The 19,924-nt window shown below is 59.2% G+C and carries 16 protein-coding genes; 6 read left to right on the top strand and 10 right to left on the bottom strand.

Annotation, left to right across the window (positions count from 1 at the left end):
- Positions 1 to 81 precede the first annotated feature (81 nt).
- Both rfbC and AC5I5I_RS14905 read right to left on the bottom strand, forming a co-directional pair.
- The gene (gene rfbC / locus AC5I5I_RS14910; RefSeq protein ID WP_495974350.1) at positions 82 to 675 is read right to left on the bottom strand and encodes a dTDP-4-dehydrorhamnose 3,5-epimerase; all 594 of its coding nucleotides are present in this window, start codon (positions 673 to 675) and stop codon (positions 82 to 84) included.
- Positions 676 to 2,429: 1,754 nt separating this feature from the next.
- Positions 2,430 to 3,815, bottom strand: coding sequence for a glycosyltransferase family 2 protein (locus AC5I5I_RS14905; protein ID WP_495974348.1), 1,386 nt, complete (start codon positions 3,813 to 3,815; stop codon positions 2,430 to 2,432).
- A gap of 47 nt (positions 3,816 to 3,862) precedes the next feature.
- Here AC5I5I_RS14905 and AC5I5I_RS14900 point away from each other — a divergent pair, with 47 nt between their 5' ends.
- Together AC5I5I_RS14900 and AC5I5I_RS14895 are read left to right on the top strand one after the other, a co-directional pair.
- Positions 3,863 to 4,267 (top strand): sugar 3,4-ketoisomerase, encoded by a 405-nt coding sequence (locus tag AC5I5I_RS14900; RefSeq protein ID WP_495974346.1) that lies wholly within the window; start codon positions 3,863 to 3,865, stop codon positions 4,265 to 4,267.
- Between the two features lie 10 nt (positions 4,268 to 4,277).
- Positions 4,278 to 5,447 (top strand): FAD-dependent oxidoreductase, encoded by a 1,170-nt coding sequence (locus tag AC5I5I_RS14895; RefSeq protein ID WP_495974344.1) that lies wholly within the window; start codon positions 4,278 to 4,280, stop codon positions 5,445 to 5,447.
- Positions 5,448 to 5,910: 463 nt separating this feature from the next.
- On the opposite strand, the gene AC5I5I_RS14890 is transcribed toward AC5I5I_RS14895, so the two are convergent.
- Both AC5I5I_RS14890 and AC5I5I_RS14885 read right to left on the bottom strand, forming a co-directional pair.
- A complete protein-coding gene (locus AC5I5I_RS14890; protein ID WP_495765311.1) occupies positions 5,911 to 6,906 on the bottom strand; it encodes a Rad52/Rad22 family DNA repair protein in 996 nt (331 codons plus the stop codon).
- Position 6,907: 1 nt separating this feature from the next.
- The gene (locus AC5I5I_RS14885) at positions 6,908 to 7,408 is read right to left on the bottom strand and encodes a siphovirus Gp157 family protein (RefSeq protein ID WP_495765310.1); all 501 of its coding nucleotides are present in this window, start codon (positions 7,406 to 7,408) and stop codon (positions 6,908 to 6,910) included.
- Between the two features lie 100 nt (positions 7,409 to 7,508).
- On the opposite strand from AC5I5I_RS14885, the gene AC5I5I_RS14880 reads away from it, so the two are divergent.
- Both AC5I5I_RS14880 and AC5I5I_RS14875 read left to right on the top strand, forming a co-directional pair.
- Positions 7,509 to 7,763 (top strand): helix-turn-helix domain-containing protein, encoded by a 255-nt coding sequence (locus AC5I5I_RS14880; protein ID WP_495974341.1) that lies wholly within the window; start codon positions 7,509 to 7,511, stop codon positions 7,761 to 7,763.
- 712 nt (positions 7,764 to 8,475) lie between these two features.
- Positions 8,476 to 9,258 carry an outer membrane protein gene (locus tag AC5I5I_RS14875; protein ID WP_495974339.1) on the top strand — a complete coding sequence of 261 codons (783 nt, stop codon included), beginning with the start codon at positions 8,476 to 8,478 and terminating at the stop codon, positions 9,256 to 9,258.
- A gap of 78 nt (positions 9,259 to 9,336) precedes the next feature.
- On the opposite strand, the gene AC5I5I_RS14870 is transcribed toward AC5I5I_RS14875, so the two are convergent.
- Positions 9,337 to 9,516: a hypothetical protein gene (locus AC5I5I_RS14870; RefSeq protein ID WP_495974337.1), complete on the bottom strand. Its 180-nt coding sequence runs from the start codon at positions 9,514 to 9,516 to the stop codon at positions 9,337 to 9,339.
- A 331-nt stretch (positions 9,517 to 9,847) separates the two neighbouring features.
- Between AC5I5I_RS14870 and AC5I5I_RS14865 the strand changes: the two genes are divergently transcribed.
- Positions 9,848 to 10,072, top strand: a complete 225-nt coding sequence (locus AC5I5I_RS14865; protein WP_495974335.1) for an acyl carrier protein — start codon at positions 9,848 to 9,850, stop codon at positions 10,070 to 10,072.
- A gap of 13 nt (positions 10,073 to 10,085) precedes the next feature.
- Entirely contained in the window at positions 10,086 to 10,988 is a 903-nt protein-coding gene (locus AC5I5I_RS14860) for a hypothetical protein (RefSeq protein WP_495974333.1), read from the top strand.
- A gap of 66 nt (positions 10,989 to 11,054) precedes the next feature.
- Here the strand turns inward: AC5I5I_RS14860 and gmhA are convergent, their stop codons facing one another.
- The 5 genes from gmhA to AC5I5I_RS14835 form a co-directional block, all read right to left on the bottom strand.
- Positions 11,055 to 11,636 carry a D-sedoheptulose 7-phosphate isomerase gene (gene gmhA / locus AC5I5I_RS14855; protein WP_495974331.1) on the bottom strand — a complete coding sequence of 194 codons (582 nt, stop codon included), beginning with the start codon at positions 11,634 to 11,636 and terminating at the stop codon, positions 11,055 to 11,057.
- Positions 11,637 to 11,775: 139 nt separating this feature from the next.
- Positions 11,776 to 12,894 (bottom strand): zinc-binding metallopeptidase family protein, encoded by a 1,119-nt coding sequence (locus AC5I5I_RS14850; RefSeq protein ID WP_495974329.1) that lies wholly within the window; start codon positions 12,892 to 12,894, stop codon positions 11,776 to 11,778.
- 67 nt (positions 12,895 to 12,961) lie between these two features.
- Positions 12,962 to 13,834 carry a transglutaminase family protein gene (locus AC5I5I_RS14845; protein ID WP_495974327.1) on the bottom strand — a complete coding sequence of 291 codons (873 nt, stop codon included), beginning with the start codon at positions 13,832 to 13,834 and terminating at the stop codon, positions 12,962 to 12,964.
- Positions 13,831 to 16,311 carry a circularly permuted type 2 ATP-grasp protein gene (locus AC5I5I_RS14840; protein ID WP_495974325.1) on the bottom strand — a complete coding sequence of 827 codons (2,481 nt, stop codon included), beginning with the start codon at positions 16,309 to 16,311 and terminating at the stop codon, positions 13,831 to 13,833. The genes AC5I5I_RS14845 and AC5I5I_RS14840 overlap by 4 nt, the downstream gene beginning before the upstream one ends.
- A gap of 16 nt (positions 16,312 to 16,327) precedes the next feature.
- A complete protein-coding gene (locus AC5I5I_RS14835; protein WP_495974323.1) occupies positions 16,328 to 19,642 on the bottom strand; it encodes a transglutaminase family protein in 3,315 nt (1,104 codons plus the stop codon).
- Between the last annotated feature and the right edge of the window lie 282 nt (positions 19,643 to 19,924).

Raw genomic sequence — 19,924 nt, 5'->3', positions numbered from 1 at the left:
GTGGCTAGCTTTTTGCGCGGCAAGTTTGATACCGATTGAAACACTGTAGCTCACAAGAATGCGCGATCAATTGGACCGCAGTTAGGTAAACACATCCGCTGCGGCAAGAAAAGCTCCGCCGAGATCGCGCGGCGAAAGTATGGGCTCTCCGTCAATCGGCCAACTAATTGCTATTGCAGGGTCGTTCCATTTTATGCAGCGTTCATGCTCGGGCGCGTAATAATCCGTTACTTTGTAAAGCACATCGGCAACCTCCGACAGAACTAGAAATCCGTGAGCGAATCCGACGGGCACCCACATTTGCCGATGATTTTCGTCAGACAGTTCGGTTCCAATCCATTTTCCGAACGTTGGGGAGGATCGTCGAACGTCGACTGCGACATCAAAAACTTTTCCTCGAGAAACACGAACAAGTTTTGCCTGCACTTGTTCGACTTGATAGTGTAGCCCGCGTAGTACACCCAGTCGCGATTGTGAATGGTTGTCTTGAACGAACTTAATGCTCGATCCCAGGGCATTCTGGTAGACGCGTGAGTTCCACGTTTCAGAAAAAAAGCCCCGCGGATCGCTTGTTACCTTTGGCTCAAATATCAGCACTTCAGGTATCGCAGTCTCGAGTACGTTCACAACGACCTCATCGACCTTTGCTTGATTGGTAAGCTGAAGCCAACTCACGCGAGGCGTTCTCGCCTTTGCATAAGCCTACTCAAGTATTTGAAACGGATACGATCCTCACCCACTTCAAAGATACCCATACCGTGACGGCCGCACTCAATTCAAAATTCACGCTCACCCTCGGCAAGAAGCGGTGTGCGCAATCACTGACACTCTACCAAAAGCGGCGCGAGGGCCAGTAATTTACGATCAATTAACCATGTTTGGGCACATCATGAGCATCTGGAATTTAAACCGGGGGACTTCTCATGCTGGATCTCGCAACCGCACGGGCGCTTGTCGAATCCGGGTACTTACCTCTATCGGCTTACGTCGACATGATGTCCGAAGAGCCTACTCTGTCAGTCGGCAACGAAGACAAAGATGCACTTCCTCTTGTCGAAATAGCATCGCATTCGCATAAGACGCTGCTATTCGATCGCATCAAGAGCCTAGTAGCATGCGCTTCACGCGAACCGCAGTCTGAGGCTGCAAGACTTCCAGATTGCGCTGGCGAGACCCGCGCATACGACTCATGAGGCCGCTCCCTACGGCGGTCGCTTGGGGGTAGGCATTTGAGATTGCGGTGGGCCGCACGAGTATTGGAACAGCCACACTGGGTGAGAGACAGGATAGCCATCCACCAGCGTGCAGGGCCTACCAGTGCTGAAAAGATAATCGCGAGCCGCACGCTCATAGACCGGCACCGGCAAGATGGTTTGCACCCCAGATACTTGACGCGCCTCAGTCGTTGTATGATTGGGTCGGAAACGTGGCTCAAGCACTAGCTTCCTGTGGACCGGATTGTCATAAATCCGAAAAAAGTTCTGGCGGTCGGACGAGGCAAATTCGATGGCCTGAAGCCCGGCGTACTCCTCAAAAAAATCTCGGTCGGCGATTCCGCAGCCGGATATCGATACGCCAACAACAAGCATGGTGACGAAAGAACGCGCTCGCTCCGGCATCGCGGCATCCGTAATGTGTCGTTCGGGTAAGTAGCTGACGTATGCAATTTATGATTGTACACGGCCTGATTTCCTCGTAAAGCGTTTGGTTAACTCCACCACCACTTTTCGAAGAACCAAAACAATATCCGACGCAGGCGATAGCAACGCGACCGCCTGCGGAAGGGCATGCCGACGGGTTCAGCTAGTTTTAGATTAAACGTCGTTCGTTAGCTTCTGCGACTCCTGCCAGAGGTCTTGCGCAATCGGAAGCGGAGCGAACTCCATCGCCATCCACCAGCTCACCGTGGCAATCCGTGGGCGACACACCTGGGCGTGCCGGGGCTTGGCTCGATCGACGCATCGGCCTCGATCATGATCGAGGAAAAGCACATACGACCGACGAGCCCACGACGCCCTTCGACGAACCGACAAATTCAGCGCAATTGTTCGCCATGGGCTGGCCACAGCTGGTTGGGCCTGATTCCCAGCAAGCGCGCCACGCTGCTGTTGCCTCGGCTTCGGTTGCCGCGCGCCCCTGATGCGGCGCGGTGCGGCCCGCGGTGAAAGAAGTTGTCGGCCCAAAACCAGTACCGGGCATTCAGCTTGGTTCATGAGTGATAGGTGCGACCGATCACGCGAGCCCTGCCATCGTCGCCGTGCAAGATCACCTCAAAATCCGGCTTCGTGAATTCGTTCGGCGGGATATTGTAAGCATGAGCGAGGTCCGCTCGAAAGATCAACCGCCGCCCAATGAACTCCGGGAAGCGCGCATGTCATCTGCTAGAACGCTCGTCTCCCACCGTTATACGCAGCGAAGGGTTGAGAAACTTACAATAGTTCGAGGGAGACAAGACCAATTCCCAACAGTCGTGGGTCCTTATTGAATTCCACCTCAATTGGCGAGACTGCATTCGGAAGTTGGAATTCTAACAATCGGATTTCGGCTGGAACCGTAAGCTCCCTTTCGGTCAGCTCGAGCAAAGGAACCTGCCAAGAGGCAATTTGATGCCCAGCAGCAAAGACATTGATGGTTGGTCGCGAGTTCGGCCTGCCAAATGCAGTAAACCTCAATTTAATGGTTTCTCCACGGCACCGCGGTAAACAAATCGTTGCGTTTCGCTCAATGCTCCAAGTGCCCCAGTCTTCCACTTGCGACCAGCCCTGGTTGAGAAGATCCACTCCGGCCTGTCCATAAGCAAAACTAACAATACATTCGTATTCAAGCGGAGGAGCCTTACCTTTCGAGACCCAATCGACGACGGTATCCATCAGAGACCCACCGATCTCGCCTGCAAACTTCGGAACGCGCTCACCAACAACCAATGCATGGGAGATCTCAGGAACAGGAAACTCCTTGAGTGCGGCCTCGAGAAAGTCGAATGCAAATGGGATAATGGGCCCACCATACAGAATAAACCGATGAGCCCGCGTGCTGCACAGCCGGTCGAGCACAATTCCGAAGGCGGTCAGCCGATCCTGTGGTCCGAGTACAGGCCAAACGGTTTCAAGCATTCCGAGTCCAAATTCAATCCAAACGTTTCTTTTCCAGGCGCTCGACTTACGCATCCATTTTGAGCTAGTCGCATTCGCGTGTGCGCGTTTGTAATAGATGGGTCCGGGGACACGCTGAAGATTGCCTTCGCGCGCGAGTTTGGCAATCCAGACATATTCCTCAAAGGCGCTTCCGAACGGGTTGCTTGTTACTAGTCCAGCACGCTCGATAGCCGCACGACGAATAAGCCCCCTATTCGGGATTCCGTTCATTTTTTCAAAGATGGAGAGCGCCCTGTTGATGGGAAGTCCGGTTACAGAATCCTCGATGTACAAAGCTTTGGTTTCTCCGAACCATTCTATGTCGCTGTAATAACACGCAGCCGACGGACTATTCTGCGAAGCAACCCACAGAGCTTCGAGATAATCGTCGGTTGTAAGATCATCTTGCTGCCAATAGCAGAAGAACTCGCCCTCCGCCTGCTTCAGCAGCCAATTGAAGTTTCCGTCCCAACCCAACCTCTGCTGCTGGACCTGAATTGAGAAGCGCGGATCAGAAAGAAATGGCCGACAGCAATCGGCCGTCTCTCGGTCGTTTCCGTCAACTGAAATAAGAACATTATAATCGGAGTGTCGCTGCGCCCTGATTGACTCGAGCGTTTCTGCGATGAACTCCTTGCCATCGTAGGCGGGCATACCTATAAAAATCTTTTGATAAGGCATCCTTCGCTCGTTTCAAAACTCTGCAAAGTATGAATTTATAGCTCAAAATGACACGAGTCACACTGCACAAAACCATATTTGATCCTAATGTAGTGCGATTTGATTTTGAATACATTTCCGACTCGCGCGGAAACCTCTGTCCGATAGATTTTGACCAGTTGTGTTTTAAACCGGCAAACCTGTTCTTTATATTCGGGGTACCGCCTGGCACAACGCGGGGCGGTCATGCCCGTGTTTGCAGCGAGCAGATGCTGTTGTGCCTCGCAGGAACAATTCGCATCGGCGTACGGCATAGTAAGCGCGCGGAGGAGTATGTGCTGCACGTAGGACAGGCGATTTACTTGAAACCGAATGTATGGAGCCAGCAGACGTATTGCACACCGGACGCGCAACTTCTTGCTTTAACAAGCAATAAATACGATTCCGCCGATTATTCCACCATACCCTCGTAGCAAGTCGAGCATGAAAAGCGGAGACCGCATAGCAGTGCTTGGAGCCGGCATGCTTGGCACATGCATAGCCTTGCTATCAGCACGGCGTGGACTGAGCGTCACGCTGTTTGACGCCCAGCCCGCACCGATGAGCCGCGCCGGCCGTTGGAACGAAGGTAAAATTCACCAAGGATATATTTATGCTGCCGACGATACTCTGGCTACGGCCAAACGACTTCTACCGGGGGCCCGCAGTTTCGATCGAATCGTCTCTTCCCTAATCGAGATGTCGATCAGTGAAAGAGTAACGCGCAATCCGGACATACTTCTCATCCACGCCGATAGTGTGGTGGCGCCTGACGACGTATATCGGTATCTGAAAACAGTCTGGTCGCTTGGTTACGAGGCCGGCTTTAATACCCCCGCTCCTGAACAACTTACCGAGCGACAACTTCGCGCCATAACCGTAAATCCGTCTATTTTTGCCGCTTTCACAACCCCTGAAAAATCAGTTGACACGAATTGGGTCGCTGACCGGCTGGTGGAGCGAATTAAGTCCGAGGGCCGGATCGAATGTCGGTTCGGCGAAAGAGTCGCCAATGTACTCACTAGCGACTCCAATTGGTCGGTCGTCACAGACAAAGGCGCCACCGAAGGATTTGACGCGATTATAAACGCGCTTTGGGAGGGCAGACCTACGATCGATGCGGAGCGCGGCTTGCTGTCACCTTTGTTGTCTTATCGATATCGCATGTCTGTGTTCGCCCAGATTGACACTTGCGACTTGCCAAACTTTGTCATTGCCACTGGTCCTTTTGGCGACTTCAAGAATTACGGAAATTCACTTTACCTCTCGTGGTATCCGACTGGATTGATCGTGGACGAATTCGCTCGTTATGCACCAATAGATCCAAAAGTAAGTGCCGTGGAGAAGTTTGCGATCCAGAACCAGACGTTAAGCGCGCTTTCTGAATTCATTCCTGACATTGCCAGAATAAGGGAAACCGCGCACGATTGGAACGTCCAGGGTGGCTGGGTTGTCGCCAGAGGCAAAGGCTCTCTCGCAGATGTGAGGTGCGGACTGCACAAGCGAGACTCGTTTGGCATTCAACAAATGGACAGCTATTTCTCGGTCGATGTAGGCAAGTATTCTATGGCGCCGCTGCTGGCGGAGCAGATTGTGGCCGAACTGATGCGCTAAGGCGCCTGCGCCGAACGGTTGATGGGCTTAAGTGTCGACAGAGCCGGCTGGCTTAGCTATCGCTTCAGCTTCGGTATAGGCTGAGCTTCAGTTATCGGCCGGCACACCACAATAGGAGTGGGTGGAGGATCCTCGGGTGGCATCGTTCGAACGCTGTCAACCCAGCGGCCGGAGACAATCCCTGGCATCGGGGCCGATAACTGCCAGCGCCTCTTTAAACCCAGGCCAAAAATTGGACAGCTGTGTAAGTTTTCGGCAATGAAGTTCGTCATTGGCACATCGCTGAAATCAAACGATGCCCGCATTGCGGTGCTGATGGGGCATAGCTGACCTCGGGAATTTATGGTACACGGCCTAATTCCGTCGAACGCCTCTGACAACATCACGACTGTTACGTCGGGCCAGAAAGAAACCCGATGCAAGCGATAGCGAGGCTACCGCTTGCAAAGGCATTTAGACCGGTTCAGCTCGTTTTAGATTGAACGTCGTTCGCTACCTTCTGCGACTCCTGCCAGAGGTCTTGCGCAATCGGAAGCGGATCGATCTCCATTGCCATCCACCAGCCCACCTCGTCCCCGGAATGATGCAGCTGGCGATGATGAGTGCGGCATAGAGGGACCGTATACTCATCGCTCACCTTCCTGCCCATCGCACGCGGTTGTGTGAACCGGAGATGGTGCGCATCCGAAGGGGTACGCGCGCAGAGCAAGCAGGGCTGCGCCATGACGTATCTGAGGTGTGGGAGAGAGCGCCGCCGAAGCGTCTTTGTGATCGGCACCACTACCTGTTCGGCCGGCTGCTGATCCACTGCGGGAGTGCCGAACTCGGATTCGGTGTTCGGCGGCCGCTCTTGGTCTGATGATGCAGCTGAGATCGAAGCCGCGTTTGTTCCGATCAAGAACTCTTTTTGCATCAGATTAAGTCGGGGATCCCGTACGAGCCGAAACCGACCATCAGGGTCCTTGCGCTGCCGGGTTCGGCGGCGGTGGACGTCCGGGATCGCAGGCTGCGGGGCGGTCGGCTTGGCGTCGACCTCGGTCGCCGGAACATGAAGAGCGAGCCCAAATGGCCTGCCGAAAGTTGCGAGCGCACGCTTGGTTGCGTCAGTCTCCGCGCTCTTCAACGCCTTTTCATGTGCATCTCCGAGCGAGTCGCTCGCTGCAGCACCTGTTCCATAGCCCTCGCGGATCGTTTCGTGGTCTCCTGCACGGACCGTAACGCGGACCTTTGCCAGATAAAGAACCTGAAAAGACCCGCGGACTTCACGCGCCTGCAGGCATTTGACGTCCACGGTCTCACGCGACCAGGCGTCGAATCCGAAGATCCGGTTGGCCTCCGCAATCGCGTACCAACCTTCGATATAAGGCAGCTCACGACCATCGTTGAGCTTCCGCAACCGCGTGAAGGCTGGATCGACGTCAGTTCTGAGAGCCGATATTTGTTTGCTGGAGAATGTCATCTTACTTTGTCCTCACGCTCAGAGACTGATTCGCCTCGCCAAGTTTCGCACCGGACACCGGCATTCCGGCCTTAAGGTCGTTGATCAACGCTGTTCGATTCAGCCTTGGCTCTCTCGCCTCCCAGTAGGACGTTGGAATAGCCGCCTCATCCTCAATACAAAGCGGCGGCGGGCAGGCGCGGAGGCTTATGGTCAGGTCAGGCGCCGAGACCTTCTTGATCTCGCAATCCACCATCACGTCCCGGACCAGTTGCCGGCATTTGGTAGCCCTGCCCTCCAACCTGCTCATGCGGCATTGCATATCGGAGACCCTGTTCCGCAATGCGGCTACGTAAGCCTCGTCTTCCAGGGCGGACCGCACCAACGCGGCCACGATCTCGTGCAGGTCGGTCAGTCCCTCGACCGTGTCGGCCAAGGTGTCATCATCGAGTTCCGGGTCATTCGCACGCAATCGGTCGCGAATGGCCTGATAGGTTACGGCAGCGAACGAGACTTGATTCATGATCTACTCCTTTCAACCAAAATGCCCGCGACAATCGGGATGGACCGCTCGGCATATATCAACATAAAATGTTGATCTTGATTTCGTCAAGGACAATCCGATGATTGAGAAAAAAAGTGATTTGATAACTCCGGCGCAGTGTCGCGCTGCACGCGCATTACTCGACATGACTCAGCCTGACCTCGCGGAACGCTCAGGGCTGGGCCTTTCGACGGTCGTGGATTTTGAAAAGTCGCGCCGTCAGGTTTCGGATCGCGCGATTGCTGATTTGCGCTCGGCTCTGGAGCGCGCCGGCGTGCGGTTTGTGCGGGAGCAGGCAGCTATCGGCGTCATGACTCAGAACACAAAGAAATAACCGCGCAGAACGCCCCGCGTGACCGCTGATACTCAGTCGACCTCGCTGATAGCTTTTCTAATGCAGTCTGGAGCGTTTTGGGCCAACTGACTCCCGCTCCGCCTGGTTTGCGTCTCCGGCAGCGGTATCCGCCAGCTTGTTGGCGGTGCAACGCGCGGTGGCGGTTGGCAATGGATCGCCCCTAAGCAGCCGTTACTCGCCTGATGAGGGCGGGATTCGATTTTTGGGGTCGTAGAGCTCGTCATAAAATCTTTTCTTCTGGATCCGCTCTCGCTCTCGATCACGGGCGCGCGCCGCGCCTCGCGAACGCATTAGTGCCACCAGGCAGGCGACAGCCCCCATCGCAATGGCAGCCCCGTAGATGTGCTCGGTTTCCATTTGTCCCCCCAGAAATGTAGGGGGAGCTTTTCGCAACCGGAGCGAGAAGGCAAGATGGTAGGGGCAGCCGGGGTTGTGACAAGATGGCGCTTTGCTCGGCACCAGCATTCCGGGGGGCTTTGGATTTCAACGTGACCGATGCGCGGAGGCGGCGGTATCGTCTGAATTTTCCAGAACTTCGACGCCTTCGGGGCCAACGTTGCGGCCGTCAGTCGAGCAATACCTCGCGTGAAATATACAAATGTAACCTGTGGCAGAAATGAAACGGACTCTCCCGAAAAACGCGAATATAAACGTCAGGGTTGATCTTTAAATCACCCGAGGGGGGAAAACAATGAAGGCACAACTTTCAGGTGGTCTCGTTGCCGCAGCTTTCTTAACAGCTTCGATCGCGAGCGCGGCAGATATTGCTCCGGTCTACAAGGCGGCACCTGTTATGGCGCCAGCATACAGCTGGACCGGCTTCTATGTCGGTGGACACGCGGGCTACGGTTGGGGCGAAACGGGCGCGACCCCGACGGGGATCGCAGGCCTATTAGCAGACCCGTTCCGCTTCGATCATGACGGGTTCATGGGCGGTGCCACCGCCGGCTTCAACTATCAATACGGTAGCATCGTTCTCGGAACCGAAGCCGATATCGCCTGGTCCGACGTCAGCGGCTCTGGCAACAGCAACTTTCTTTTTGGCCTTGTGCCTGGCGCTTCCGTCAGCGGCTCGGTCCAGAATAACTGGGTCGCAACGGTCTCCACGCGGCTCGGCGTCGCCTTCGACACCCTGCTTGTGTACGGCAAGGCTGGTATCGCATGGGCAAACAACGACTACACCGCGAACATCGTTTTTCCCGGACTGAATTACGCGTCGACGATCTCCGAGACCGAGACTGGCTGGTTGGTCGGCGGCGGTATCGAATGGGCGTTCGCCGGAAATTGGTCGGCCAAGATTGAGGGCACCTACATGGACTTCGGCCAGAAGAACCGCTCTTTCGATAGTATTGGCCTCGGCCCGATCGCTTTGCCGATTAATGCTGATATCGACAGCCACATTTCCACCGTCAAGGTCGGCATCAACTATCGCTTTGGCAATCTCGGCAAGGGGCCGGTCTCGGCAAGATACTGACTTTTGGTGAAAGGATGTGCCGGGTGAACCTCCGGCACATGATACTGGCCCGGCCGCAGAAAAGCGCGCCGGGCCTTTTTAGTAACCGCACATATTATTCTCCCGCAGTCGTAAACGCGGGCGGGCAGGCTCGATATTGCCGTTGAGCGAAATCGTCCGCAGCGGTGCGCGGATCGTGGCGTTTCGTGGCCAGGATGCAGGTAACTGGCGGTCTGATCTCGTCGTCATACCATCAGAAAGTCGGATGCCGGCGGCCATGGATGAACTCCTGTTCAGCGGCACGACGGCCTGTCTGCCAGAATCAGATTGCAGAGCTTTGAATAAGCAGGCTTCATAAAGTGAGCAACCGCCGCGGGATTCGCGAACGGGCTTTTCTGATAACGACCCAGCTCAGATCCAACACGCTCTAGGTCAAATCCATACTCGAACGCCAACCGGGCGTGGCCTTGAATCAGATCGGTTGGGACGCAGAGCTAACGTCGACAGGCCTGCCGTTTATCGAGAGAAAAGCAACAAAAGAAGCGCGCCTGGCCGACAACGCCATATCGCGAGACGACCGCGTCAGCCTAGAGCTTTGAAGTTACAATTCATGAACGACATAGAGAAACGCCTGCTTTCCGTAATCGGAACAATCAAGGGGTCTGAAGGCTCTGCTATTAATCTCGATGCAGAGTTGAGAATGTTCGTTCGGGATAGCTTTGACGTCTTCGAGCTGCAACTGGACCTCGAAGAAGCGTTCGGAACCGAGATAGACAACGAACGCTTCATTGAGGCAAAGACGATTCGCGACTTGCTTGGCCTCGTATCGGGATAGCCGTTGGTGGGATATGAGAGGCGAGCCTGGCGTCCCGGACAATCCATATTTCCGTTCAGCGGTATCCGGCATTCCGCGCACACTTTTACGACCGTTCTGGCGCGCTTTTCGTTTCTGCCTGAATGGCGGGGACAGTAATCACTTTCAGCCGGCAGCCCGTATATTCGTGCGAAAGCTGAAGCGGCACATCGCGACTTTTGAATCCGGCGGTGGAAGCCTGCTTGACGGTGATTTTTCCGAACATCTGAAATATTTCAGCGGACGGCCGTCGCTGAAACTCCTTCATCCATATGTTTTTGATATGTTCAATCTGCGATATCGCGACTATCTATATTCGCAGATTGCCGCTCTGATCGTGGAGCGCGGAGAAACAATTCCGCAATTGGAAACGGTGCATGCCAATCCCGACTGCTTTGCGGAAATTGTCGCCCGCTCGGACGCATGTCTCGTACTGGCATTGCATACGGGGTTTCCGCATAACGCCCGGCTGCTGACCGGTTCCGGTCGTAGTCGTGTCACAGCTATTTTTGGCGACACCGATTGGGCCGAAGCCCTTTATAGAAACAATCGCGTCACTGATTATCAGAACATTCGCCTGGTTCGTGCCGATCGCAATACCCTGATCAACCTGCATTCGTCGGTGAGGGATGGCCACGCAATCTGCTGCAACCCCGATCACATCAATCCGGTGACCTCCAAATGCGACCTGATCAGCCGCGCGATATTTGAATTTGCCGCGCGGAAGGGCGTTCAGACCTACTTCCTTGACTACGCGGTAACCGATCAAGGCCGGTTGAAGGTCTTTGCGGAAGCGGTCGCGTCCGGCACCAGCCCCGATCACGCGATCGAACAATTCTGCGCGTTCTGCTTCCAATCGAGCGGGCGACGAGTCAGGCCCATGACGAAAAGCCGATAACGGCTGCGGGTGAAAGCAGCCCTGCCTGATGAGCGGGCCCGGTTGCGAGCTGCGGTCTCTGCGCGATCACGACAATGTCGGACCGGCGACGCTCGTCCTACGCTCGACCGCGCCGCAGATGACGTGACCGACGGCGATATGCATCTCCTGTATATGGTTGGTGCGATCGGACGGCACGCAGATGCAGATGTCGCAAAGCTGGCGCATCAGGCCGCCGGACTGCCCGGTAAGTCCGATCGTCCTGATGGACTTGTCGCGCGCCACTTCGATCGCCCGCAGCACGTTCTTGCTGTTGCCGCTGGTTGACAACGCTACCAGAACGTCGCCTGGCTGGCCGAGCCCGGCGAGCTGACGGGCAAACACCTCATCGTAGGAATAATCGTTGGCGATGGCCGTCAGCGCGGATGTGTCTACGGTCAACGCCAGCGCAGGCAGCGGCGCCCGGTCGATCAGATAGCGGCCCACCAGTTCGGCGGCGAGATGTTGCGCGTCTGCCGCCGAGCCGCCGTTGCCGCAGAACATGATCTTGTTGCCGCGCTTGAGCGCGTCTCCGGCTGCGTCAATCGCAGCCTGCACCTCATTCTCCAATTGCGCGAGCGCTTCGAAGTTTTTCGCGACCGTCAGACAATAAGTTTGGAATTCGGACATCTCATAACCTGCCAGGACCGCGCGGAGACAAGCCTCGTTTGCGGCAGCGGTCTCATTATCCGACAACTGCTACGAAAACTATCTACAGATTATATTCCCACGGCGAGACCGCGCTGACCCGATTGCGGTGACGGCCCAACTAGGATGGCACCGTCACCCCCTTCTTCAGCAGCGCCACCATGGCTTTCAGCGCCGCTTCGTCCTCCACCTCCGGCGGATGCGGAAAGCGATGGATCAGGCGATAGATGTAACCCAGCTTGACCACGATCGCGGGCGCGATCACGAACGGATAAAGATCGTTCTGGCCCATGGAGCGGTTGAGCGCGTTGATCGCGAACGTCAGCGGCAGCCACGCCTCGATCAGTTGGTCGACGTTTGCGCCATAGGGGTCGAAATCGACAGGACTTTCCAGACCGGCGGCGCTCGCTACCCGCGGCTGGGTCGAGACGCCGAAGGCGCGCGCGGTCTCGAGCGTGTCGACGATATGGAAGTAATGCGCCCAGGTCTCGGCGAAGTCCTCCCACGGATGCGCGCTTGCATAGGCCGAGACATAGCGCTGCGACCAGTCCGTGGGCGCGCCGTCCCCATGATGCCGGCGCAACGCCTCGCCATAATCCGCGCGCTCGTCGCCGAACACGCTGCGGAATTCCTCGATCGAGGCGTCGTTGTTGACGAGCAGGTCCCAGTAATAATGCGCGATTTCATGCCGGAAGTGGCCGAGCAGCGTGCGATACGGCTCTCCCAGCGCGCCGCGCTGACGCTCGCGCTCGGAATCGTCGGCTTCTGCAAGATTGATGGTGATCGCGCCGTTGAGATGTCCGGTCAGCACCGGCTGATGGGTCGGCGCCAGAAAGTCGAAAGCAAGCCCCGCCGTATCCTCGACCCAGGTCACCAGCGGCAATTGCAGGCGCAGCAGGCTGTAGAACAGCCGGCGTTTCGCCACCTCGAGCCTCCGCCAGAGCATCAGATTATCGCCGCTTGCGAGGTCGGGGATGATCCGGTTGTGCCGGCACGCAATACAGAACCCGTGCGGACTGGGATCGGCGATCATCCAGTTGCAGCTTTCGTATTCCGCATTCGCACAGAACCGGTATGTCTTGTCCGGATCGGCCAGCGCGCGAAACCCGCCGTCGGTCGGCTCAAGCGCACTCATCCGCGTCAGCCGCGGCAAATAGCCGACCCGCCGGCCGCAACTGCCACAGCTTGTATTCTCGAAATGAAGAGGCTGACCGCACCCCTGGCACACAAACAGCCGCATCTGACCCCGCCTGGCTCGCAAGCGTTGCAAACGAACGCGTCGGGCCGAAGGTTCCGCCTAAAGGCGCTCAGGCCGGGACGACGTCGACCTCGACCTTCAGTTCGTGCTCGCCCGAGCCCACGAACACGCCATAAACCGGCGACACGTCGGAAAAGTCGCGCCCGATCGCCAGGGTGATGTGGTCGGTGCCGGCCTGGATCGCGTTGGTCGGATCGAACCCGATCCAGCCATTCTCCGGCCCGGCCCAGACCGAGACCCAGGCATGGGTGGCGTCGGCACCCTGCAGCCGCTTCTTGCCCGGCGGCGGAATGGTCCGCAGATAGCCGCTGACATAGGCCGCCGGCAGCCCTAATCCGCGCAGGCCCCCGATCATGATCTGCGCGAAATCCTGGCAGACCCCGGCGCGCTGCGCGAAGGCTTCGGCGATAGAGGTCGAAATTTCCGTTGCCTCCGGCTGGTAGGCGAATTCGTTGCGGATCCGCGTCATCAGATCGGTGCAGGCGTCCACGATCCCCCGGCCCGGCGTAAAGCTCGCGCGCGCATAATGCGTCACTTCACGCGCCAGCCTAATACGCGGGCTGGTGAACAGGAAATGCGAAGGCCCCGCGGCGCTCAGATCGCGTTCCGACAACGCCATAGCGCCCACATCCTCCCAAGCCAGATCGGGACCGGCCAGGCCAGGTCGCGGCATCACCTCGACGCGCGCCAACGACCTGATCTCCAATTCGGTATGCTGTGTGTCGATCCGCACCAGCTCGACCACATTGCCGAAGAAGTCGCGATGCGACGTGGCATGATCCGGGCCGGGCGAAATCCTGACCTCATGCGCGAGGCTGCGCTGCGTCATGGTGTTGCGCGGCGTCAGTCGCAATGCCAGCGAGGCGGACGTCACCGGCGCCGCGTAGGAATAGGCGGTCAAATGATCGATGTCGTAGATCACGCGAGACTGCTGACCCCTGCCCCGACCATGCCGGTCTGACGCCGCAGGAAATAGCGCGCCGCCACGGCTTGGGCAAAGGCCGAAATGCGCTGTTCGATCGAAAGCACCACCGTGTTGTCGAGATCCCGTGCGGTGGTGGTTTCGAGATCGATCGCCAGCCGCGCGGCCAGCCGCTGCGGCTCTTCCGGAACCCCGTCAAGCTGAAGCGCCGGCAACGTGGCGACATGCTCGCTGATGGTCATCAACTGGAAGCCGACCGAGCGCGGATTGTACGGATCGAGCATCGCCATGTCGCGCACAGGGTCGATCGCGATCCCGGTCATATAGCGCGAGCGATAGGTGATCTGGCAATCGATCAGATCGAGCATCACGTCGAGGTCTTCGGCGGTCGCATCGTCCGATGCAAACAGGCGCGCCAGCCGGCACGTGTTGATGGCACGCTCGGTACGCCGGCCGATATCCAGGAAACGCCAGCCGGCGTTGCGGTTCATGTTCTCCTGGCCGAGGCCGGACAATGCCGCGAGAATTTGCAGCGCCCGGTCGGCTGCGTCCAGCACATCGGTCTCGCTCGGCAACTCGCCGACGCTCGACAGGAGTTCGTCAAGACGCCGCGACAGCTTCGAGGCATCGACCGAAATGCGTTCGCGGATGACGGAGCCGGCACTGCGCGCCATGCGCACGCCGGACAGACCCGACCCATAGGCGTTCTCGTCCGCGAGCGCGGTGCGCGCGATCACCAAAGTCGACGCGTCTTGCTGCTCCTCCGGCACCGCGCCCCAGGCAACCAGCTGGCGGGTCAGCTTTTCGATGGTTGCGGGCACATTGCCGGAGATGAAATCCATGTCGATCGCGCGCGCGCACAGGCAGCGCACCACCCGCAGCGTCGCCTCCGCGCGTTCCAGATAGCGGCCATACCAGAACAGGTTGTCCGCCGCCCGGCTCGGGATATTGCCGAGAATGCGCTGGATATGAATGTCGGTGCTGGCCGGCAGCAGCGTTTCGGGCGCCACCGGCTTGCTCGACAGCACCCAGACATCGGCTGATTGCACGCCTTCGCGCATGCTGATGGCGCGCGCATCGGACTGCGCCGAAATCCGGCAGAAGCCGCCCGGCATCACCTCCCAACCATGCGCGGTCGCGGCTGCGAACACCCGCAGCACGAACGGCCGCGGCACCAGCTTGTCGCCGGCACGGACCGGCGTGGTCGAAAGCTGCACCACCTCCTGACCGACGAAATCGATCCCTCGCTCCTCGATCGCTTCGCGCAGGGCCGCACGCTGGGACTCTTCCAGGTCAGCGGGCAGCACTTGCGTCTCGCCCTGCAATTCCGGAAGCCGTCCGGCAAAGGCGCCGGAAATCGCCATCCGGTTGAAATTGTCCAGCACGCGACGGCGGCCCCTGTCGTCGCCACACCACCAGGTGGCGATATTGGGTAGCGCGAGATCCTCGCCGATCAGATGCCCCGCAATGGATGGCATGACGCTCATCAACGCGCGCGATTCCGCAAAGCCCGCGCCCGGCATGTTGGCGACGACGGTTCCGCCGTGGCGCAACGCCGATACCAGTCCGGGAATGCCAAGGCGCGAGCGCCCGTTGAGTTCGATCGGATCGACATAGTCCGAATCGACGAAGCGCCAGATCACGTCCGCACGCTTCAGGCCGGCGATGGTGCGCACATGCGTGACGCCGTCATGAACCACGAGGTCGTCGCCTTCGAGCAGCAGGAAACCGAGGTAGCGCGCCAGATAGGCCTGTTCGAAATAGGTCTGGCTGTACGGACCGGGCGTCAGCAGGCAGATGCGGGGTTGGGGACGCTCCGCGGCATCGGCGAGCGCCGAGCGAAAGTCTCTGAAGAACGGCGCGAGCCGGCGCACATTCATCCGCCGGTAGCCGGTCGGCAGCGCCCGCGACATCACGAGTCGATTTTCCAGCGCATAGCCCGCGCCCGATGGCGCCTGCGCACGATCGCTCAAGACCCACCAGCGGCCGTCCGGTCCACGGCCAAGGTCAACTGCATAGATATGCAGCCAGCGTCCGTCAGGCGGCTCAACGCCAACCAGCGGCCGCATGAATTCGCTCGAACCGGCGACCATGGCGGCCGGCAGCACGCCGTCCTTCACCAGACGGCCCTGGCCGTACACGTCCGCCAGCATGGCCTCGATCACCCGCGCGCGCTGCGTCACGCCGGCGGCGATCGCGTTCCATTCCTCGTCCTCGATCAGAAGCGGCAGCCGGCTCATCGGCCAGGTGCGTTCGCGCGCCTCGCCATGCACACGATATGAGACGCCGATATCCTGCAGATGCTGATCGACCGCAGCCAGCGACCGCTCGTCGGCCGAGAGCTGATGCAGGAAATTCAGCCACGCCCTGCGCGGGCGCCCATCCGGTCCGATCAATTCGTCCGGCACGCCATCGAGCGGCACGTAATCGTCGTACCAGGCCGGGCGCGGCATGTCGGCCGAAGCCGCTTTCTGCATAGGTCGGTCCACCGATTCAGTTCGGACGCCGTACGCTCCGGCGGAGGTCGAGCGTCAACGGAAATTCACTCGCCGACTCTTCCGGCGGCAAATCGACGATTCCCGGAGTATGTCCGTGATCCTGGAAGCGCGCCAGCCGCCGTGCCTCGGCTTCGTAGGAATTCACCGGGAAGGTATCGTAATTGCGGCCACCCGGATGCGCGACGTGATAGACGCAGCCGCCCAGCGAACGCCTGTTCCAGGCATCGATAATGTCGAAGGTCAAAGGCGCATGCACCGGAATGGTGGGGTGGAGCCCTGAAACTGGCTGCCAGGCCTTGAAGCGCACGCCCGCGACCGCTTCTCCGATTTCGCCGGTGGACGTCATCGGCATCCGCCTGCGGTTGCACGCAATGACATAACGCTCGGGTACGAAGCCGGTCACCTTGACCTGCAGGCGCTCGACCGACGAATCGACGAAGCGCACGGTGCCGCCTGCGGCGCTCTCTTCAGCCAGCACATGCCACGGCTCCAGGGCCTGCCGGAGTTCGAGCTTGACCCCCGCATATTCGACCGCGCCATAGAAGGGGAAGCGGAATTCCCATTGCGCCTTGAACCATTCCGGATCGAAGTGATAGCCGGCGCGACCGAGATCGGCGAGCACGCCGAGAAAATCCTGCCAGACATAGTGGGGCAGCATGAAGCGGTCGTGCAGCGTGGTGCCCCAGCGCGTCAGCTTGCCGAATTGCGGCTCGCGCCAGAACCACGACACCAGCGCACGGATCAGCAATTGCTGCGCCAGCGACATGCGCGGATCGGGCGGCATTTCGAACGAGCGAAATTCGATCAGACCGAGCCGTCCGGTCGGTCCGTCGGGTGAATAGAGCTTGTCGATGCAGATTTCGGCGCGGTGGGTGTTGCCGGTGACATCGGCGAGGATGTTGCGGAACAGCCGGTCGACCAGCCACGGCGGAATATTTGCCTCGCCCTCGGGCATGAGGTCGAGCGCGACTTCGAGTTCGTAGAGGCCGTCATGACGCGCCTCGTCCATGCGCGGCGCCTGGCTGGTCGGCCCGATGAATAGCCCGGACAACAGATAGGACAGCGAAGGATGCCGCTGCCAGTAAAGGACCAGACTGCGCAGGAGATCGGGCCTGCGAAGGAACGGCGAATCCAGCGGCGTCGCCCCTCCGATCACGACGTGATTGCCGCCGCCGGTGCCGACATGACGGCCGTCGATCATGAACTTGTCGGTGCCAAGACGGGTCTGCCGCGCTTCTTCATAGAGGTCGGTGGTGATATCGACCGCCTCGCGCCAGCTCGATGCGGGATGCACGTTCACTTCGATGACGCCGGGATCAGGCGTGACCTTGATCACGTTCAGCCGCGGATCGTGCGGCGGCGGATAGCCTTCGATATGAACCGGCGTGCCGGTCGCGCGCGCGCTCTGTTCGATCGCAGCGAGCAATTCGAGATAATCTTCAAGCCGCTCGACCGGTGGCATGAACACGCAGAGAATGCCGTCCCGCGGCTCGATCGAGATCGCGGTGCGCACGGCGCCCGCGACCGCGACCTGCTCGATCCGGGTCTGGCGATCGGCATTGGCTTCGGCCGAACCGCCGCCATCGTTATAGATCTGCGCCAGCTGCTCGCGTGATGGCAGCGGCTCGCGCGGCTCGGTCGGGTCCTGCGGATGCAGATAGGGATAGTCCGAGCGCGGCACCCAGGGCAGCGCGCCCAGCGGCAGCCGGAAGCCGACCGGAGAGTCACCCGGCACCAGAAACAGCTTGCCGCGCCGCAGCTTCCATTTCTCGCTCTTCCAGCGGCGGTCGGTCGATTGCGATTGCCAGGCCTGGATCGGCAGCACGAAGCCCGACGGCTTCGACAGGCCGCGCTCGAAGGTTCGCACCATGCGCGCGCGGGTCTCCGGATCCTCGATCTTCGGATCGGTCGGATCGACATTCTCCGGCAGTTCGGCCTCTTTGAGCGCCCAGACGGCAGGATCCTCAAAGGCAGGAAGCGCGAAGTCCGCGCCAACACCGAGCCGGTCGGCAAAGTCGGCTGTGAATGTCTCGGCCTGCTCGATCGCGGCGTCGCGGGGGCCTGCCTCGCGCGCGATCAGGGTTGCGTCGCCCCAGATCGGCTCGCCATCCTTGCGCCAATACAGCCCGAAGGCCCAGCGCGGCAGGCTTTCGCCCGGGTACCATTTGCCCTGCCCGTAATGCAGGAAACCGTTGGGCGCGAAACGTTCGCGCAGCCTGCGGATCAGCGTGTCGGCGAGCGCGCGCTTGGTCGGGCCGACGGCGGCCGTATTCCATTCCGCGCTTTCGAAATCGTCGATCGAGACGAAGGTCGGCTCGCCACCCATCGTCAGCCGCACGTCGTTCGCTTTCAGGTCCTGATCGACCCGCTCGCCCAGCGCATCGAGCTTGACCCAGGTCTCATCCGAGAACGGCTTGGTGACGCGCGGCGCCTCGTGAATGCGGTCGACACGCATCTCGAAATGGAAATTTGTATTGGCGGCGTCGACGGTGCCGGTGATCGGCGCCGCCGATTGATAATGCGGCGTCGCCGCCAGCGGAATGTGACCCTCGCCGCACAGCAAACCCGACGTCACATCGAAACCGATCCAGCCGGCGCCGGGCACATAGATTTCCGCCCAGGCATGCAGATCGCAGAAATCCTTGTCGGTGCCTTTCGGGCCCTCCAGCGGATCGACATCGGCCGTCAACTGAATCAGGTAGCCCGACACGAAGCGCGCGGCGAGCCCGAGATGCCGCGCGACATTGACCAGCAGCCAGGCGGAATCGCGGCAGGAACCGGACCCGATCGACAGCGTCTCCTCCGGTGCCTGCACGCCCGCTTCCATCCGGATGAGATAGCGGACGCGCTGCTGCAGCCTGTGATTCAGGCCGACCAGGAAATCGATGGTCCGCTCGGCGCCTTGCGGCAGCGACGCGATGAAGTCCGATACCAGCGGTCCAGCCGGCTCGGGCGTCAGATAGGCAGCGAGGTCGAAGCGCAGGTCGTCGGAATAGACGAAGGGGAAATCCTGCGCATAGGCTTCGACGAAGAAATCGAACGGATTGATGACCGACAGATTGGCGGTCAGATTGACCTCGACCCGGAACTCCTCTGTCTTCTCCGGAAAGACCAGCCGCGCCAGCCAGTTGCCGTGCGGGTCCTGCTGCCAATTGATGAAATGCTGGCTCGGCCGCACGTTCAGGGAATAGCTCGGAATCTGGGTCCGGCTATGCGCCGCCGGACGCAACCGTATCACCTGCGGCCCGAGGCCGACCGGACGGTCATATCGGTAGGAGGTAACGTGGTGCAGGGAAACTAGGATCGCCACGGCAAATTCCGAAACGACACAATCCGAAACTCATGACCCATCGCGACCGATCCCCGCATCCTTGCGTCACCGCAGTCTAGCAAGCCGGCGGATCGGCCCTCGCCTACTTTTATCGCATATCCCGCCCAATCTCAGGCCAGTCCCCGCACCGAAACCCCTCGACGCGGGCGGCTATGGCCGTGTGGCGACCCTATTCCGATCCCGGCCACGGCTGATCGCGGATAACCATTTGTTATCCCAGAAATCGTATTTTGACCGCCTCCGGAACCTAGCTGGCACCGC

It is taken from the genome of Pseudorhodoplanes sp. (assembly GCF_059499825.1).
This window is presented reverse-complemented; position numbering and strand designations above follow the sequence as displayed.

Coding starts and splice junctions, on each gene's coding strand:
- AC5I5I_RS14905 (WP_495974348.1), bottom strand. CDS start 3,815: ATGCCTTATCAAAAGATTTTTATAGGTATGCCCGCCTACGATGGCAAG.
- AC5I5I_RS14900 (WP_495974346.1), top strand. CDS start 3,863: ATGACACGAGTCACACTGCACAAAACCATATTTGATCCTAATGTAGTG.
- AC5I5I_RS14895 (WP_495974344.1), top strand. CDS start 4,278: ATGAAAAGCGGAGACCGCATAGCAGTGCTTGGAGCCGGCATGCTTGGC.
- AC5I5I_RS14890 (WP_495765311.1), bottom strand. CDS start 6,906: ATGACATTCTCCAGCAAACAAATATCGGCTCTCAGAACTGACGTCGAT.
- AC5I5I_RS14885 (WP_495765310.1), bottom strand. CDS start 7,408: ATGAATCAAGTCTCGTTCGCTGCCGTAACCTATCAGGCCATTCGCGAC.
- AC5I5I_RS14880 (WP_495974341.1), top strand. CDS start 7,509: ATGATTGAGAAAAAAAGTGATTTGATAACTCCGGCGCAGTGTCGCGCT.
- AC5I5I_RS14875 (WP_495974339.1), top strand. CDS start 8,476: ATGAAGGCACAACTTTCAGGTGGTCTCGTTGCCGCAGCTTTCTTAACA.
- AC5I5I_RS14870 (WP_495974337.1), bottom strand. CDS start 9,516: ATGGCCGCCGGCATCCGACTTTCTGATGGTATGACGACGAGATCAGAC.
- AC5I5I_RS14865 (WP_495974335.1), top strand. CDS start 9,848: ATGAACGACATAGAGAAACGCCTGCTTTCCGTAATCGGAACAATCAAG.
- AC5I5I_RS14860 (WP_495974333.1), top strand. CDS start 10,086: ATGAGAGGCGAGCCTGGCGTCCCGGACAATCCATATTTCCGTTCAGCG.
- gmhA (WP_495974331.1), bottom strand. CDS start 11,636: ATGTCCGAATTCCAAACTTATTGTCTGACGGTCGCGAAAAACTTCGAA.
- AC5I5I_RS14850 (WP_495974329.1), bottom strand. CDS start 12,894: ATGCGGCTGTTTGTGTGCCAGGGGTGCGGTCAGCCTCTTCATTTCGAG.
- AC5I5I_RS14840 (WP_495974325.1), bottom strand. CDS start 16,311: ATGCAGAAAGCGGCTTCGGCCGACATGCCGCGCCCGGCCTGGTACGAC.